This window comes from Cellulomonas sp. Leaf395 (genome assembly GCF_001424125.1).
In the GTDB taxonomy this organism is placed as follows: Bacteria; Actinomycetota; Actinomycetes; order Actinomycetales; family Cellulomonadaceae; genus Cellulomonas.
Window position 1 is genome coordinate 26,558 of the sequence record NZ_LMQI01000003.1, and the last position, 14,646, is coordinate 41,203.

Below are 14,646 nucleotides of genomic sequence, written 5' to 3' on the forward strand. Positions count from 1 at the left end.
CGGGTCGGGCGCCGTCCTGCGTGTGCGAGTCCCGATGTGAGGGCTGGCTCCTCCACGACGGGACAACTCCGGGACACACCGGCGATGTGCCCGGGACACACGGCGGACGACCGTGGTGGTCATGACAACACCAACGATGAGTCCCACGTCCACCACCCTCACCGCTCCCGAGCCGGCGGTCACGCCGAGCCGGCGGCGACGCACGGCTGTCGGTGTCACGGCCTTCCTGGCCTGCGCGATCCCCGTCGTGTTCACCGTCAACCTCGCGCGCATGCTCGTCACCGGCGTCGAGCCGGACCACCGCTTCCACCAGGCGACCGGCCAGGGGCTGATCCTGTGCGCGCTGTGGCTGGGGGCTCTGATTCCGCTGGTCCGGGCCGCGTGGAGCGGCCGCCGACCGTCCACCGCCGCGGGCCTCATGCACCTCGCCTTCGCAGGCTCCGGCGTCGTCTGCGCGGCGGTGGCTCCTGGTGGCGGCGCGCCGCTCCTGATCGGCGTCATCGTCATCACCGGTGCCCTGCTCTGGCTCGCGATGCCGCTACGGCCGCAGCTGCGGGGGAGGGTTCGTCTTGACCCGTTCCTCGCTCCGCTGGCGCTCGCACTGGCCGCGTTCCTGACCCCGTACGCGCTCGACCAGCTCGCGCTCCAGAACTTGGCGACGACCGGGCACCACTCGCAGAACCCGCACCTGTTCGACATGGCCTGGACGTCGGTCACGCTCATCGTCCTGGCAGCTCTGGCGGCACTGCTGCCGGCCGCTCGTTCGCTCGTCGCGTGGGTCGCGGTCTCGTGCCTGGGCTTCGGCGTCGCCGGTCTCGCGTTCGGCGAGGGGACCACGTGGTCGCTCCTGGCGCTCGCGTTCGGCGTGGTCTCGGCGGTCGCAGCCTGGATGCAGCGCCGTAACCCCGTTCAGCCCTCGACCGAGCAGCGCGGGATCTAGGATCCCCGCCATGGCTGTGGCGGTCGACCAGACGGTCCGCCCCGCCTCGCGACCCGGTCAGCCCGGGCGCGGGGCGGCGGTGCGTCTCGTGCTGCGCAACCGCTGGGCGAGCCTGGTCGCCGCGCTCGCGTGCGGTGCATCGGTCGCCGCGGTCGCGATCATGACCATCGGCGACGTGTGGCACCTGCCACCGGCCCCCCAGCTGGTCGTCGACGCGACCGTCGGGTTCGTCTACCCGGTGATCGCGCTCGTCATCCTCCTGGGGCGGACCCCGGCTCGCGGGACGCGGGCGCTCGCCTGGGTGATGCTCGGCGCGGGGCTCGCGTCCGCGCTCGCAGTGCTGACGGCCGCCCTCGCCCTCGTCGGGTCCGACCAGAGCGACCTCGTCGGGATCCTCGCGCAGCTGCAGAGCTGGCTCTGGGTCCCCGGCTTCCTGCCCCTGCTGACCTGGGTCGCGCTGCTCTATCCCGACGGGCTGCTGCCCGGCCGTATCTGGCGGGTCGTCGCTGCCGCCGCCGGCGCGGGGATCGTCCTGCTCGCGGTCGGCGTCGGTCTCTACCCGGAGGACTTCCAGGGCGCGGTCCCGGTCGCCAAGCCCGTCACCTCGGAGGTCGCGGCGCCGGTGCTGGTCGTCGCCGCGGCCGTCCTGCTCGTGCCGGCATCGATCGCGTCGGTGTGGAGCCTCGTGCTCAAGCTGCGTCGGTCGCAGGGGCTGCGTCGGCGGCAGGTCGTCGTCCTGCTGGTCGCGGCCGGGACCCTGGTCGCGGTGACCCTGGCGCAGGGACTGCTGCCCAGTCCGGCCGACGTGCTCACCCAGGCCGCTGCCGTGGCACTGGTCCCGATCGCCATCGGGGTTGCCGTCACCCGCCACCGGCTCTACGACCTCGACACGGCGGTCTGCCGAGCCCTGGTGACCGCGAGCCTCGCCATCTGTCTGATCGGCGTCTACCTCAGCGTCTTCGCGGTGCTGCAGGCCGTCGGCAACGAGCGTTCCGTCCTGAGCGCCGCCGTCGCCGCAGGGGCGACGGGCGCCTTGATCCACCCTCTGGGTCGACGGCTGTGGGCCGGCGCCGACCGGCTGTTCTACGGGGATCGCGCCGACCCGTACGTGGTGACGTCCCGGTTGTCGTCACGGCTCGCCGCGCCCGGGCTCGACATCGCCGCGGTCCCGGAGGTGGTGTGCCAGACCGTCGTCTCGTCGTTGCGGCTGGGTGCGGCCGAGGTGTGGCTGCTGGTCGACGGCGAGGAGCGACGGCTGGCCGGGGTCGGAGACTCGAGCGCGGCGGGCGAACGGTTCGCGATGAGGCATCGCGGAGAGACGGCCGGGTGGCTCGTTGTGGCTCCGCGGCCCGGCGAAGCGGTCGTCACCGAGCAGGACGCGGACGTCCTCGCCGGCATCGCCGACCTCGTCGCGCCCTCGATCGCCGCCCTCCAACTCCACCAGGAGCTGCAGCGCAGCCGCGAGCTGCTCGTGGCCGCGCGTGAGTCCGAGCGGCAGCGCCTCCGGCGGGAGCTCCACGACGGGGTGGGGGCGACGCTGGCCGGTCTGCGCCTCCAGGTCGAGTCCGCGCAGGCATTGGTGGCCGATCCGACGGCGAGCGCCCTTCTCGCCGCCGCCGGTGGCAGTGTCGGTCACGCGGTCGCGGAGGTCCGGACCATCTCCAACGGGCTCCGGCCGCCGGGCATCGACGACCTCGGGCTCGCACGTGCTCTGGAGCTGCTCGCGGAGCGGCACCGCACACCCGGGCTCGCGGTGGAGGTCGCCGTCGACGAGGTCGGCGAGCTCAGCGCGGCCACCGAGGTCGCGGTCTACCGCATCGCGGCCGAGGCCCTCGCCAACGTCTCCCGGCACGCCCAGGCGACCCGGCTCGTCCTGGCCCTCACCAGGGATGCCGACTCGCTCGCTCTCGTCGTCCTCGACGACGGTGTCGGACCGGACGGTGGTCGGGACGCGCGTCCCGGATCGGGCCTCGGCATCGCGTCGATGCGGCAGCGCGCCGAGGAGATCGGCGGATCGCTCACCGTGCGGGCGATCGAACCCGGACCGGGAACTGAGCTGCGCGCCGTCCTCCCCTGGACCCTGGAAGGACCGCGATGACCCGGGTGCTACTCGTCGACGACCACCCGCTGTTCCTCGACGGCGTGCGTGCGGCGCTCTCCGGTGCCGAGGGTCTCGAGGTGGTCGGCGAGGCCCACGACGTCGCCTCCGGGCTCGTGATGGTGACCGAGCTGCGTCCGGACGTGGTGCTCATGGACCTCAACCTCCCCGACGGGTCAGGCATCGACGCCACCAGGGCGGTGCTCCGGTCGAACCCCGAGACCCGCGTGCTCGTGATGACGATGGCCGACGAGGACGATGCCGTGGTCGCAGCCATGCGCGCGGGCGCCCGCGGCTACGTGGTCAAGGGCGCCGGCCGGGCCGAGCTGATCCAGTCGGTGCAGACCGTCGCCGCCGGTGGCGCCGTGTTCAGCGCCACCGTGGCCGACCGCCTGGTCGGCTACTTCGCCGGCCTGGCCGCCCACCCGGGGCGCGAGATCTTCCCGCGGCTGAGCGACCGGGAACGGGAGGTCCTCGAGCTCGTCGCCCGTGGGCACGACAACCGGCGCATCGCGCGGGAGCTGTTCATCTCGGACAAGACGGTGCGCAACCACGTGTCGTCGCTGTTCACCAAGCTCGAGGTCCCGGACCGGGCCGAGGCCATCCGCCGTGCCAGGCGGGCGGGCATGGGCGAGCTGTCCTGACGGTTCGTGTGACAGCTGTTGCATTCACTTGAGGTGTCTGTCGATGACGCAGGGGGCTGGCTGGTTCTCCTCGTGCAGCTCCCGGCGCAGCCCTCGCGTCACCGCGTCGCGGTGTGGCGCGAGCTCCGGGCGTTCGGCGCGGTCCCGATGGGGCAGGGAACCTGGACGGCTCCCGACGTCCCCACCTGCGCGACGGGCGCGGCCTGGGCCCGCGACCTGGCGCGGCGCGGGGCGGGGGACCTCATCGTCCTGCGCACGACTGCGGAGCGCGAGGAGTCGGCGAGGCTCCGGGCCTTGTTCGACGCCGCCCGGCGCGACGAGGGGGACGAGTTCGTCGCCGACTGCGGGAAGTTCATCGAGGAGATCGCACGGGAGATCGCGAAGGGGAAGCTCACCACTGCCGAGCTGGACGAGGAGGAGCACGGCCTCGAGCGGCTGCGCCGGTGGTTCCGGACCACCCGCGCGAAGGACGTCTTCGAGGTCTACGCCGCGACGGACGCCGAGAGCGCGCTCGCCCGGTGCGTGCAGGAGCTCGCCCGGTACACCGAGCTCGTCTATGCCAAGGTGCACGGATGAGCGGGCAGCCGAGAGATGCGGTGGCGCCTCTGTACGCAGCTGGCTTCGTCACCGCGTTCGGTGCTCACAGCGTCGCCGCGGGACTCGGTGCCAGCGGCGAGGGGCTGGGGCTGAGCCTGCTGCGCATCGGCATCCTGATCGCGCTCTACGACGTCGCCGAGGTCATCCTCAAGCCGGTCTTCGGCTCCCTGAGCGACCGGGTCGGAGCCAAGCCGGTTATCGTCGGCGGCCTCGTCGCCTTCGCCGTCACGTCGTCGATCGGGGTCTGGGGGTCCGAGCCTCTGGTCCTGGTGCTCGCCCGTCTGGGGCAGGGGGCCGCTGCCTCGGCGTTCTCACCCGCCTCATCCGCCACGGTCGCCCGCCTCGCGGGTCCCGGCCGGACCGGACGGTACTTCGGGCGGTACGGCTCGTGGAAGGCGCTCGGCTACACCCTTGGTCCACTGATCGGAGCGGCCCTGCTGCACCTGGGCGGGTTCCCGCTGCTCTTCGTCGCGCTGGCCGGCGTCGCAGCGCTGACCGCGGCCTGGGTCGCCGTCCGGCTGCCCCGGATCGAGCCGCTGCCCCGGCCGCGCTACACCGTCGCCGACGTGCTCCGGCAGTCCACCCACCGAGCGTTCGTGATCCCCACCGTGGTCCTGGCTGCCTCGACCGGCGCGCTCGGAGCGGCCATCGGGTTCCTGCCCGCCCTCGCCGACCACCTGGGCGCCAGCCTGCTGGTCGCCCTGGGGATCGCCTCGGTCCTGGCGCTGTGCTCGACGTTCGCGCAGCCGCTGGCCGGTGCTGCGCGTGACCGGCACCTGGTGACCGACCCCGCCGGGATGACCTGCGGGCTGCTTCTGACCGCGGGCGGCGTCCTGCTCGCCGCGGTGTGGCCCGCCGTTGCCGGCCTCTACCTGGCGGGCGGCCTGATCGGGGTGGGGATCGGAGCGGCCACGCCCTTCGCGTTCGCCTACCTCGCAGACACCACGCCCCACGAACGCATGGGACGCACCATGGGCACCGCCGAGCTCGGACGCGAGCTCGGTGACGCCGGCGGCCCGCTCCTCGTCGGGGCGGTCGCCACCCTCTGGTCACTCCCCGTCGGCCTCGGCGCCCTCGCCCTCGTCCTCGCCGCGACGAGCGCGCTGCCCGGTGGTGATCGGCTCGTCCCTGCCTCCGCGCCCACAGCCGGCGGAGATTGACCTCCCTCCGGTTCACCACGCCCGCTGTACCGTGAGGTATGCCCACCGCCCCGGCCAACTGGTACCCGGATCCGCAGAAGCCCGCGCGCCTGCGCTACTGGGACGGCGCCCAGTGGACCGGCTACCTCGTCGATCCGGACAAGCCCAGCGTGGTCCGCTACGAGCCACCACCCTGGGGGCCCGACGTCCCGCGGGGGATCAACGTGCCGCTGTCGGTCGCGGTGTCGGCGTCCGTGTTCTGAGCCGGACGCTACGGCCCGACGACCCGATAGGCCGACAGGCTCGTGCCCGGGGCACGCGTCGCGGTGGACGGGGTCTGCCAGCAGAGGGAACATCGCGACCATGGCCCCAGAGCAGCTCAGAGCGTCGTCGGACCCGTACCTGGCCCACGAGACGTACCGCCACCTCCGTCTGATGCTCGTCGCGCTGCCCGCGCTCCTGCTCGTCGGCCTGATCGGCGGCGCCATCGCCTTCGGGCTCGGCTCGATCCAGGGCTCCCTCAGCGCCTACTACCTGGGCCCGCTGCGCGACGTGTTCGTCGGCTGCATGGTCGGGATCGCGGTGTGCCTCGTCGCGTACCGCGGCGAAGCCCTCGAGGACTACGCCCTCAACCTGGCCGGCTTCTACGCCCTGTTCGTCGCGTTCATCCCGACCCAGCTGGCCAGGTCCCTCGCCGAGCTCGAGACACCGGAGAAGCGGACGGAGATCATCAACTCGTTGCGGGTCACGATCGGCGCGGTCCTCATCGTGACGATCGCCTTCCTGATCGTCGAGGCCAGGACCAAGCGGTGGGCGTACCACGAGCTGAGAAAGAACACCGTGACCAGGTGGTTCTACTGGATCTCGACGGCGCTGGCTCTCGCGTTCGTCGCCCTGCTCCTGTGGCGCGCCGCTGAGGGGACGACGTTCGACAACGTCCACCTCGCTGCGGCGATCCTGCTCGTCGTCAGCATGGCGACCGCCGTCGCCAGCTACGCGTGGCCCGCACCCACCGGCTCGCTGCGGCCGCCGTCCGTCAGGCGCCAGTCGTCCGGGGAGCTGATGGCGCCCGGCGACGAGGCGCGGACGTACGTGGTGATCTTCTGGCTCATGGTCGCCGGCATCGCCGTCTACGCCGCCTTCAGCCGCACCGACTTCGCCGGCATCGTCACGGAGCTCTGGGAGCTCGGGCTCTTCGTGGCGTTCTGGTTCATCCAGACCCGTCGGAAGTGGGACCCGCCGACTGCGGCACCCGCGGCAGCGGCAGAGATGCGCGTCGAGCACTGACGCTCCGCTCGCCGCCTCAACCGTCGAGCGACCCGTGGCGGAACACCCGCCACACGGTCGGCAGCATCTGCTTCCTCGGGACGCCGCGCAGGATGCGGGCGATCTGCTTGCCGACGATGAGAGCGCCGAGGGCGCCGAGGACCGTCTGGACGACGGCGAGGCCGATCACGACGTTCTCGACGTCGAGCTCGGCCGTCTGGGCGATCACCGGGCCGGCGAGCCAGACGGGGATCCACCAGAGCAGGATCAGGAAGACGCCCGCCCGCAGGCGGGTCGGTGAGATCGATGCCTTCGGCTCTGCGTCCATCGGGGTCGACTCTGGCACGCCCGGGCGATAGCGAGGGGTGCCGGGACCGGCGTGCCCCTCCGGATCATGCTCGCGCTCGAGTGCGAGCGACCCGCGCTCGCGCTTGCCCCGGGGACCGCCGACGAATGACTAGCGTGGCGCCCATGCCGGCCAAGGGAACGCGCCAGGCGCGGTACGCGACGCGTCGGAAGCGTCGCATGGCTGCCGTCGAGCACGACCTCAGCGCCGAGCAGTGGGCCGCGCTCACGTCGGCCTGGGGCGGGTGCGCGTACTGCGGGGCGACGGACCGGCCGCTGCAGCGCGACTGCGTCCTGCCGATCTCCCGCGGCGGCCGCTACACCCTCGACAACATCGCCCCGGCCTGCGGGTCCTGCAACGCGAGCAAGTGCAACGACGAGGTCACCGGGTGGCTGCGGCGCAAGCGGCTGGACGAGCGCGCGTTCCTGGAGCGCCACCTCCAGGTCCAGGCGGAGCTGGCGGGGCGTTTCCCCCTCACTCCGGAGGGGTGAACTGGCTCGCGGTGAACACCGCGCCCTGCGGGTCCCGGATCGTCGCCGTGCGCGCCCACTCGCCGTCCTCGGCGGCGAGCACCTCGCCGCCGTGCTGCGCGGCGAGCGCCGCGGTCTCGTCCCGGTCGGCGACCGCGAACGTCACGTGCCAGTGCGGCGGCTCGCCGTCTTCGGCGGGTCCGACCCACCCGATTGCGTCCTCGAACCCGGGTGGGACGGAGACGCTCGCCTGTCGCTCGCGGATGTCGGGCTCGGTGGTCGCGGCCAGGTGGTCGCCGTACCCGGGGACGCGGATCATCGTGGCGAATCCGGCGTCGGAGAACTCCCACCCGAACACGGACACGTAGAACTCGGTCGCCGGGTCAGCGGCGTGCAGGTCGCTGAAGTTCCAGGCGCCGGGCACGTTCACGATCTGCGCGCCCAGCCGGCGCTTCGCCTTCCACAGCCGCAGCCGTGCACCGGACGGGTCGATTAGCTCCGCCCACGTGCCACCCTCGCCCGCGACGGTCGGTCCGGTCGTGACGATCCCGCCGGCCGCCGCGACACGGTCCAGGTCGCCGTCGAGATCCTCGACGGCGACGTAGGTCTTCCAGGCGGGATCCTGCGTGTCACCGCCGCCGATGCCCGCTGCGTCGCGTCCGTCCAGCTGCGCGATGACGTACCGGGACGGTGCCCCCGACGGGGCCGCGTCGTGGAACGTCCATCCCAGGACCGCTCCGTAGAAGGCGGTCGCCGCCTCGACGTCCGCCTGCTCGATGTCCACCCAGGACGGGACGCCCTGCGGGTAGGTCCGCTGCTGCTCGGTCATGGTCCTAACCTACGAAAGCCCACCCACACGCCGCTCGAGGAGCGTGCACGAGAAGTCGTCGAAGTCCCGCTGCCCCACCGCGCGGAACCCGTACCGCTCGTAGTAGGTGCGCAGGACGGGGTTGGTGGTCCGGCAGTCGAGCCGGAACAGGTCCACCCCGGCGTCGCGCCCCCGCGCTGCCGCCCAGTCGAGCAGCGTCGTGCCGAGCCCGTGGCCGGCCGCGCGACGGTCGACCATCAGGCCGTGCACGTAGACGGCCGGCGTGTGGTCGTCGCCCCAGAAGTCGGGATCGGTCCACAGGAGCCGGACCGTGCCGACCAGTCCGAGCTCGTCCCGCACGACGTGCCACTCACCGGCGTCCACCTGGGCGACGATGCGCTCGCGGGAGAGCGATCCCCGCGGCCACTGCACCGTGCCGTGCTCGGCCATCCAGTCCTCCAGGGACCGGCGCAGCGCGTGGATGTCGTCGACGTCCGTCGGGAGGGCGGGCCGCGGCAGGTCGAAGGTCACCGGGTGAACGTACCCGGCACGGGCCTGCCCGGCAGGGTTGGTCCCTCGCTATGGTCCGCACATGGGTGCGAAGCGTCGTCGCTGGTCGGACCGGGTGCCGATCGTGGAGGTGCTGCGCACGTACGACCGACGGTGGTTGCGTGCCGACGTGGCCGCGGGCGTCGCCGTCGCGGCGCTGATCGTCCCGAAGAACCTCGGGTACGCGGGGATCGCGGGCATCCCGCTGCAGAACGGCCTTTACGCCGCCGCGGCCGGAGCGATCCTCTACGCGATCTTCGGCACCAGCCGGCAGATCTCGACCGGACCCAGCTCCGGGCTCGCCGCCGTCGCGGCGAGCGCGGTCCTCGCGGTCGGGCTCACGGGTGCGCAGGCCGCCCCGTTCGTCGCCGGGATCACGCTCGTCTCCGGCGTCGTGTTCCTCGTCCTCGCGGTGGCGAAGATGGGCTGGATCGCCCAGTTCCTCTCCCGGGCGGTCGTGACGGGGTTCCTCTTCGGCGCGGCGATCGACGTCGTCGTCGGAGAGCTGCCCAAGATCACCGGCACGAGCGCCGAGGGATCGACGGCGCCCCAGGAGCTCTGGTCCTGGCTCGGCACGCTCGGCGACGTGAACCGCGCGACGGTGGTCGTCGGGGTGGTCGCGCTCGTGACGGTGTTCGGCCTGCGTCGCGTCGCGCCGCGGGTGCCGGGCGCGCTGGTCCTCGTCGTCGGCGGTCTGCTCGCCACCTGGCTGCTCGACCTGGGGGAGCGGGGGGTCGCGCTCGTCGGTGACGTGCCGCGCGGGCTGCCGTCGGTCGAGGTGCCCGACATCGCGCTGCTGGCGGACAACGTGGCGACCGTCGCGCTCGCGTCGGTGGCGCTGGTGATGATCGGGTTCTCGCAGACCGCGGGGGATGCGCGCACGTTCGCCGCCCGCCACCGCTACCGCGTCGACATCGACCAGGAGTCGTTCGCGCAGGGGGCCGCGAACGTGGGTGCCGGCCTGCTCCAGGGCATGCCCGTCTCGACGAGCCTGTCCGCGAGCTCCCTGAACGACCGCACCGGAGCGCGCTCGCCGGTTGCGTCGCTGACGTCCGGCGTCATGGTGCTGCTCACGCTGGTGCTGCTGGCGCCCCTGTTCTCCGGGCTGCCGACAGCGGTGCTGGCGGCGATCATCATCGAGGCCGTCGTCATGGGAATGATGGACGTGGCCGCACTGCGCCGGCTCGCCCGGGTGCAGCGGTTCGACTTCTGGATCGCGATCGTCGCGCTGGTCAGCACGCTGCTCGTCGGCGTGCTGGCGGGGGTGCTCGTCGGGATCGGGCTGTCGTTGCTGTGGCTCATCTCGGTGACCACCCGACCGTCCCTGCCCCTGATGGTCCGCGAACGGGGCACGCAGGTGTTCCGCGAGCTCGGGTACCACCCGGACGACGAGCCGGAGCCCGGCATCGCAGTGATCCGCATCGACGGCGGCCTGTTCTTCGCGACGGCGGACGCGCTGGAGGACCGGGTGCGCGAGGTTGCCGAGACGAGCCCCGGGCTCTCGGCGATCGTCATCGACTGCGGCGCGATCACCGTCGTCGACGCGCAGGGGGCCGCCACCCTGCACGAGATCCTCGCCCTGGCGCAGGAGCACGGCGTGACGGTCCGGCTTGCCCGGGTGAAGCCGTCGGTGCGCGCGACGCTCGCCCGCGACGGCGTGGTCGACCGCTTGGGTGCAGAACGGATGCACGGGAGCGTGCACCGTGCCGTCGAGGCCCACCGTGCGCAGGCGGCGCGGGAGCAGTCGGGCTAGTCGCCGGCGATGACCCGCGCCTTCGCCTCGGCGTACTCGACGTCGTCGAGGTGCCCCTCGCGGTGCAGCGTGCTCAACCGCTCCAGGCGGGTCGTCACGTCGTCGACGGGAGGCTCCGGGGACGCGTACGACGGGGCGACGTGCTGCTGCCGGGTCCGCTGGAACGCGTCGGTGCCGTCCTTGGCGGCGGTCACCGCGCCCTTCCCCGCCTCGACGGCGCCCTTGGCCAGCGCCACGCTCGTCTCCCCGACGACGACCACCGCGGTGGCGCTCTTCGACGTCAGCGAGCTCTTCGTGGTCTCGCTCACCGGCAGCTTGCCGATGCCGGCCGCCATCGCGCGCTGCAGGTCCTTGGCCATGCCGAGGCGCCGCAGACGCTCGTCGATGGTCGCCTGTCGTTCAGTGGCCTGTTGCTCGGTGGCCTGGAGTTCGGTGGAGTCGTCGGGGACGTCGTCGTGGGACACAGGGACCTCCGTGCTCGTCGTCGGATGATCGTGCCCCGGATGGCGGACCGCCGCCAACCCAGGGCTCGGCGTCACTGGCCGACCAGCCAGCCCCACACCGAGCGGTCCCACCCGTCGTCGGTGACCTCGCCCTCGAGCACGGAGAGCTCCGTGACCTCTCCCGTGGTCAGGTCGGTGCGGACGGTGCGCTGCCGCCCGGCGCGGCCGTGACCGACGTAGCAGTCGTTGAGCTCGGTGACCACGGCACCGCCCCCGAACCTCAGGAAGGTCGAGTGGTCGTACGGACCCCACTCGCCCGTGAGCGGCGAGACCACGCCGTCGGCCAGCACGGCGGGGTCGCCGCCGCCGTCGCACGGAGCCTCCTGCGTGACGATCCCCAGTGCCACCCGACCGTCCCCGATCGGCGTCGCGTCGACGACCCTGTGCTCGGACGTCCCCACCAGGCGTGGGGGCGACGACGGCGTCGTCGCGTCGATGGCGAGGAGGTCGGCCGGCGTGCCGCAGGAGAGCAGCAGCTGATGCGGCCCGGACCAGCCGGCGACCGTGCACGTGCGATCCGGGGGGACGGTCGACACCGTCGTGCGGGTGGCGGATCGCAGGTCGACCAGCAGGAGCTCCCCACCGGGCGCGGTCGCCGAGACCCATGCACCGTCCGGGCTGAGGGAGGTCACGTACCGCGAGTCGTCGATCGGACCGAGGTCGCGCTGGGTTCCGTCCGCCTCGCGTACCAGCAGGTGGAACACGATCGACGTGAACTCGGTCATGCGCAGCTGCGATCCGAGGACGTTGCGGGGCATGGGCACCGTACCTTCGGGGATCTCGGTCCGGTCCCACTGCGGCGAGGCCCACACGGTCGCGCCGTCGCGCGTCCCGCCGATCCACAGGGTGCTGGTGGGCAGGTCGGTCCAGGGTGCGAGGTCGCCGGTCCGCAGGTCCAGCGTGCCGAACAGATCCTCCTGCTCGGCGGCGGCGCCGTCCGAGCTCGACGCCAGGACCATCGGCTGACCTGCGGTCCACCGGGAGACCCCGACGCTCATGCGGTCGCTCACCACCTCCAGCACGGGGTACCGCTCACCGGTGGGGGACACCAGAAGGAGCAGCGTGCGGTAGTCGTCCGGCGTGGCGGCGTACGGGTCGACGCCCGTCCGCGACTGGACGTCGCTGACGAGCATCCACCCGGCGGTGCTGGACTCGATCAGCCCGTCCGGCAGAGGCAACGGCGTGCCGACGTGCACCGCGGGTACCGCGGGAGCCGCCGCAGGCGGTGTGGGTCTGGGCGTCGTCGTCGGGGCCGGGCTGGCGGTCGGAGCCGTGGTGGTTGCCGGGATGGGTGGGTCCGTCAGGTGCGTGCTGAGCCAGGTCGTCACCCCGAGCACTCCGACCACGGCGACGCCGGCCATCGATTGGACGGAGTGCCGGACCGCCCGTCGCCGGCGCACCCGCCGCAGGGTCCCGGCCAGCGCGTCGGGCGTCGGTGTCTCTGCGGACCGGGCGCGAGCCACCGCGGTCTCGGTGGCGGCCAGCAGCTGTCCGAGGTCGCTCATGACCGGTCCCCCTTCGTCGTCGAGCGACCGTCGACCAGCTCGACGGTCGGGCGATCGTGGTCGTCGACCTCGGGATCCGTGGTGGTGCCCAGCCACCGCTGCAGGGCGCTCGCGGCATCCGACGTGTACCGCTTGACCGCGCCCTGGCTGAGCCCCAGCTGGTCGGCCGTCTGCGCGACGGACAGGTCCTCGACGTGCCGCAGGACGACGCACGCACGCTGTCGTGGGGTCAGTCGCGCGAGCGCAGCCAGGACGTCCACCTCGAGGCCGGGGAGGGTCGTCTCGACCGGCCGCTGCGGTCGGACCGCGACCCGGTCGGTGGCCCGTCGTTCGCTGGCCGCGCTGCGCGCCCGGTCGATCGAGCGGGTGGCGATGGCACGGCGCACGTACGACTCCGCCTGGGCGAGGGTGGTGAACCGGGCCCGGCTGGAGAACGTCGCGACGAGCGCGTCCTGCACCAGGTCCTCCGCCTCGGACGGCGTGGCGGCGAGGAGCGTGGCGCGGGCCAGCAGCGACGACCACCGCTCCTGGACCAGCTGTTCGAGGATGCCCTCCCACCGCGCGCTCATCGGCCCCCTGCCCGTCCGTGTCGTGTCCTCACAGCAGAAGAACGGATCTTGGCAGAGACTGGTTGGTCTCCGAGCGTGTGGGCCCCCCGTGCTAGTGTCCGCGTGAGGACGATTTGACCATTCCATGACCTTGTGGATGCCGCCTTGTGGATGCCGCAGAGGACGCGGGCGAACCGCCCTCTGTGCCGCGCTGGACGTGAAGGACGACGATGACCGACGCAGCACCCCTTCAGCCCCCCGCACCGCAGTCTGCGTTCGCCCTCGAGGCGCCCGCCCCGGTGGCGCCGGTGGCGGCGACGGCGGCCTCCGCGATGGCCCCGCAGATCCCCGAGGCCGCCCTGCCAGGCCTGAACGCCAAGGTCAACGCGTACGTCGACGGGCTCATGGCCGCCCAGATCGGGTCGCCGGAGATGGCGGGCAAGGCCGACGACATCCGCCTCATGGGCGACGCCGACATCCGGGCCGCCGCGGACACGTCGAACCGGCTGCTCCAGATGCCCGTCAAGGAGCTGCGCGAGGGTGGCGTGTCCGGCACGTCGCAGGTCAGCAAGTCGCTGCTGGACCTGCGCAAGACGGTCGAGAGCCTGGACCCCAGCGAGGCCACGATCGGCAAGAAGCTGCTCGGGCTCATCCCGTTCGGGGACTCGATGACCGACTACTTCCGCCGGTACGAGAGCTCGCAGAAGCAGATCGACGCGATCGTCCGCGCGCTCTACAACGGGCAGGACGAGCTGCGCAAGGACAACGCCGCGCTCAACCTGGAGAAGCAGCACCTCTGGGACACCATGGCCCGCCTGCACCAGTACATCTACGTCGCGGAGTCGCTGGACACGCGACTGTCGACGACGATCGCGCAGCTCGACGCGACGGACCCCGCGCGGGCCAAGGCGCTGCGCGAGGACGTCCTGTTCTACGTGCGCCAGAAGCACCAGGACCTGCTCACCCAGCTGGCGGTCTCCATCCAGGGCTACCTGGCCATCGACATCATCATCAAGAACAACGTCGAGCTCATCAAGGGCGTCGACCGGGCGACCACCACCACGGTCGCCGCCCTGCGCACCGCCGTCATCGTCGCCCAGGCGCTGAACAACCAGCGCCTCGTGCTCAACCAGATCACGGCCCTGAACACCACGACGACCGGCCTCATCGCGTCGACCGCCAAGATGCTCAAGGAGCAGTCGGCGGGCATCCAGGAACAAGCCGCACAGGCCACGGTCGGGCTGCCTCAGCTGCAGCAGGCGTTCTCGGACATCTACGCGACCATGGACTCGATCGACACGTTCAAGGTCAAGGCGCTCGACTCCATGGCGACGACCATCGGCGTCCTCGAGACCGAGACGACGAAGGCGCGCTCCTACCTCGACCGGGTCAAGCGTGCGGACACCACGGACGTGGCCAGCGGTTCGCTCGACCTCGGCACGAGCTGAGCGGCCCGGGTGGGCAGAGGTTCGGGTAGGCG

General features: G+C 72.4%; 16 protein-coding genes. 10 read left to right on the top strand and 6 right to left on the bottom strand.

Annotated elements, in window-relative coordinates; genetic code table 11:
* The first annotated feature begins 136 nt into the window (after nucleotides 1-136).
* The 7 genes from ASG23_RS07910 to ASG23_RS07940 all read left to right on the top strand — a co-directional run bounded on the left by ASG23_RS07910 (nucleotide 137) and on the right by ASG23_RS07940 (nucleotide 6,705).
* Nucleotides 137-940 (top strand): hypothetical protein, encoded by an 804-nt coding sequence (locus ASG23_RS07910; RefSeq protein ID WP_056022872.1) that lies wholly within the window; start codon nucleotides 137-139, stop codon nucleotides 938-940.
* A gap of 10 nt (nucleotides 941-950) precedes the next feature.
* On the top strand, nucleotides 951-3,038 hold the full coding sequence (locus ASG23_RS07915) for a sensor histidine kinase (protein ID WP_056022874.1): 2,088 nt from the start codon (nucleotides 951-953) through the stop codon (nucleotides 3,036-3,038).
* Nucleotides 3,035-3,682 (top strand): response regulator, encoded by a 648-nt coding sequence (locus ASG23_RS07920; protein ID WP_056022876.1) that lies wholly within the window; start codon nucleotides 3,035-3,037, stop codon nucleotides 3,680-3,682. Before ASG23_RS07915 ends, ASG23_RS07920 begins: the two co-directional genes overlap by 4 nt.
* Before the next feature lie 33 nt (nucleotides 3,683-3,715).
* Complete coding sequence (locus ASG23_RS07925) at nucleotides 3,716-4,258, top strand: Chromate resistance protein ChrB (protein ID WP_056022879.1); 543 nt, start codon at nucleotides 3,716-3,718, stop codon at nucleotides 4,256-4,258.
* Nucleotides 4,255-5,439, top strand: a complete 1,185-nt coding sequence (locus tag ASG23_RS07930; RefSeq protein ID WP_056022882.1) for an MFS transporter — start codon at nucleotides 4,255-4,257, stop codon at nucleotides 5,437-5,439. Before ASG23_RS07925 ends, ASG23_RS07930 begins: the two co-directional genes overlap by 4 nt.
* A gap of 38 nt (nucleotides 5,440-5,477) precedes the next feature.
* Nucleotides 5,478-5,681 (top strand): DUF2510 domain-containing protein, encoded by a 204-nt coding sequence (locus ASG23_RS07935; protein WP_056022886.1) that lies wholly within the window; start codon nucleotides 5,478-5,480, stop codon nucleotides 5,679-5,681.
* 100 nt (nucleotides 5,682-5,781) lie between these two features.
* Nucleotides 5,782-6,705, top strand: coding sequence for a hypothetical protein (locus tag ASG23_RS07940; RefSeq protein WP_056022888.1), 924 nt, complete (start codon nucleotides 5,782-5,784; stop codon nucleotides 6,703-6,705).
* Between the two features lie 16 nt (nucleotides 6,706-6,721).
* Here ASG23_RS07940 and ASG23_RS07945 read toward each other — a convergent pair whose 3' ends face one another.
* A complete protein-coding gene (locus tag ASG23_RS07945; protein WP_056022891.1) occupies nucleotides 6,722-7,012 on the bottom strand; it encodes a hypothetical protein in 291 nt (96 codons plus the stop codon).
* A 143-nt stretch (nucleotides 7,013-7,155) separates the two neighbouring features.
* On the opposite strand from ASG23_RS07945, the gene ASG23_RS07950 reads away from it, so the two are divergent.
* Nucleotides 7,156-7,521 carry an HNH endonuclease gene (locus ASG23_RS07950; protein ID WP_200941546.1) on the top strand — a complete coding sequence of 122 codons (366 nt, stop codon included), beginning with the start codon at nucleotides 7,156-7,158 and terminating at the stop codon, nucleotides 7,519-7,521.
* Here the strand turns inward: ASG23_RS07950 and ASG23_RS07955 are convergent.
* Together ASG23_RS07955 and ASG23_RS07960 are read right to left on the bottom strand one after the other, a co-directional pair.
* Nucleotides 7,505-8,329 carry a VOC family protein gene (locus ASG23_RS07955; RefSeq protein ID WP_056022894.1) on the bottom strand — a complete coding sequence of 275 codons (825 nt, stop codon included), beginning with the start codon at nucleotides 8,327-8,329 and terminating at the stop codon, nucleotides 7,505-7,507. The genes ASG23_RS07950 and ASG23_RS07955 overlap by 17 nt on opposite strands.
* Before the next feature lie 9 nt (nucleotides 8,330-8,338).
* Nucleotides 8,339-8,839 (bottom strand): GNAT family N-acetyltransferase, encoded by a 501-nt coding sequence (locus ASG23_RS07960; protein WP_235520963.1) that lies wholly within the window; start codon nucleotides 8,837-8,839, stop codon nucleotides 8,339-8,341.
* 61 nt (nucleotides 8,840-8,900) lie between these two features.
* On the opposite strand from ASG23_RS07960, the gene ASG23_RS07965 reads away from it, so the two are divergent.
* Complete coding sequence (locus ASG23_RS07965) at nucleotides 8,901-10,610, top strand: SulP family inorganic anion transporter (RefSeq protein ID WP_056022897.1); 1,710 nt, start codon at nucleotides 8,901-8,903, stop codon at nucleotides 10,608-10,610.
* On the opposite strand, the gene ASG23_RS07970 is transcribed toward ASG23_RS07965, so the two are convergent.
* From ASG23_RS07970 to ASG23_RS07980, 3 genes are all read right to left on the bottom strand, one after another.
* Nucleotides 10,607-11,074, bottom strand: a complete 468-nt coding sequence (locus ASG23_RS07970) for a hypothetical protein (protein ID WP_056022900.1) — start codon at nucleotides 11,072-11,074, stop codon at nucleotides 10,607-10,609. The genes ASG23_RS07965 and ASG23_RS07970 overlap by 4 nt on opposite strands.
* Nucleotides 11,075-11,145: 71 nt before the next feature.
* Entirely contained in the window at nucleotides 11,146-12,618 is a 1,473-nt protein-coding gene (locus tag ASG23_RS07975; protein ID WP_056022902.1) for a hypothetical protein, read from the bottom strand.
* Nucleotides 12,615-13,187: a sigma-70 family RNA polymerase sigma factor gene (locus tag ASG23_RS07980; protein ID WP_056022905.1), complete on the bottom strand. Its 573-nt coding sequence runs from the start codon at nucleotides 13,185-13,187 to the stop codon at nucleotides 12,615-12,617. The genes ASG23_RS07975 and ASG23_RS07980 overlap by 4 nt, the downstream gene beginning before the upstream one ends.
* A 209-nt stretch (nucleotides 13,188-13,396) precedes the next feature.
* Between ASG23_RS07980 and ASG23_RS07985 the strand changes: the two genes are divergently transcribed.
* Nucleotides 13,397-14,614: a toxic anion resistance protein gene (locus tag ASG23_RS07985; RefSeq protein ID WP_056022908.1), complete on the top strand. Its 1,218-nt coding sequence runs from the start codon at nucleotides 13,397-13,399 to the stop codon at nucleotides 14,612-14,614.
* The last annotated feature ends 32 nt before the right edge of the window (nucleotides 14,615-14,646 follow it).

Excerpts from the sequence above, each read along its gene's own strand:
- ASG23_RS07915 (WP_056022874.1), top strand. The coding sequence starts at position 951 with ATGGCTGTGGCGGTCGACCAGACGGTCCGCCCCGCCTCGCGACCCGGT.
- ASG23_RS07935 (WP_056022886.1), top strand. The coding sequence starts at position 5,478 with ATGCCCACCGCCCCGGCCAACTGGTACCCGGATCCGCAGAAGCCCGCG.
- ASG23_RS07920 (WP_056022876.1), top strand. The coding sequence starts at position 3,035 with ATGACCCGGGTGCTACTCGTCGACGACCACCCGCTGTTCCTCGACGGC.
- ASG23_RS07980 (WP_056022905.1), bottom strand. The coding sequence starts at position 13,187 with ATGAGCGCGCGGTGGGAGGGCATCCTCGAACAGCTGGTCCAGGAGCGG.
- ASG23_RS07985 (WP_056022908.1), top strand. The coding sequence starts at position 13,397 with ATGACCGACGCAGCACCCCTTCAGCCCCCCGCACCGCAGTCTGCGTTC.
- ASG23_RS07950 (WP_200941546.1), top strand. The coding sequence starts at position 7,156 with ATGCCGGCCAAGGGAACGCGCCAGGCGCGGTACGCGACGCGTCGGAAG.
- ASG23_RS07945 (WP_056022891.1), bottom strand. The coding sequence starts at position 7,012 with ATGGACGCAGAGCCGAAGGCATCGATCTCACCGACCCGCCTGCGGGCG.
- ASG23_RS07930 (WP_056022882.1), top strand. The coding sequence starts at position 4,255 with ATGAGCGGGCAGCCGAGAGATGCGGTGGCGCCTCTGTACGCAGCTGGC.
- ASG23_RS07975 (WP_056022902.1), bottom strand. The coding sequence starts at position 12,618 with ATGAGCGACCTCGGACAGCTGCTGGCCGCCACCGAGACCGCGGTGGCT.
- ASG23_RS07940 (WP_056022888.1), top strand. The coding sequence starts at position 5,782 with ATGGCCCCAGAGCAGCTCAGAGCGTCGTCGGACCCGTACCTGGCCCAC.
- ASG23_RS07965 (WP_056022897.1), top strand. The coding sequence starts at position 8,901 with ATGGGTGCGAAGCGTCGTCGCTGGTCGGACCGGGTGCCGATCGTGGAG.
- ASG23_RS07955 (WP_056022894.1), bottom strand. The coding sequence starts at position 8,329 with ATGACCGAGCAGCAGCGGACCTACCCGCAGGGCGTCCCGTCCTGGGTG.
- ASG23_RS07910 (WP_056022872.1), top strand. The coding sequence starts at position 137 with ATGAGTCCCACGTCCACCACCCTCACCGCTCCCGAGCCGGCGGTCACG.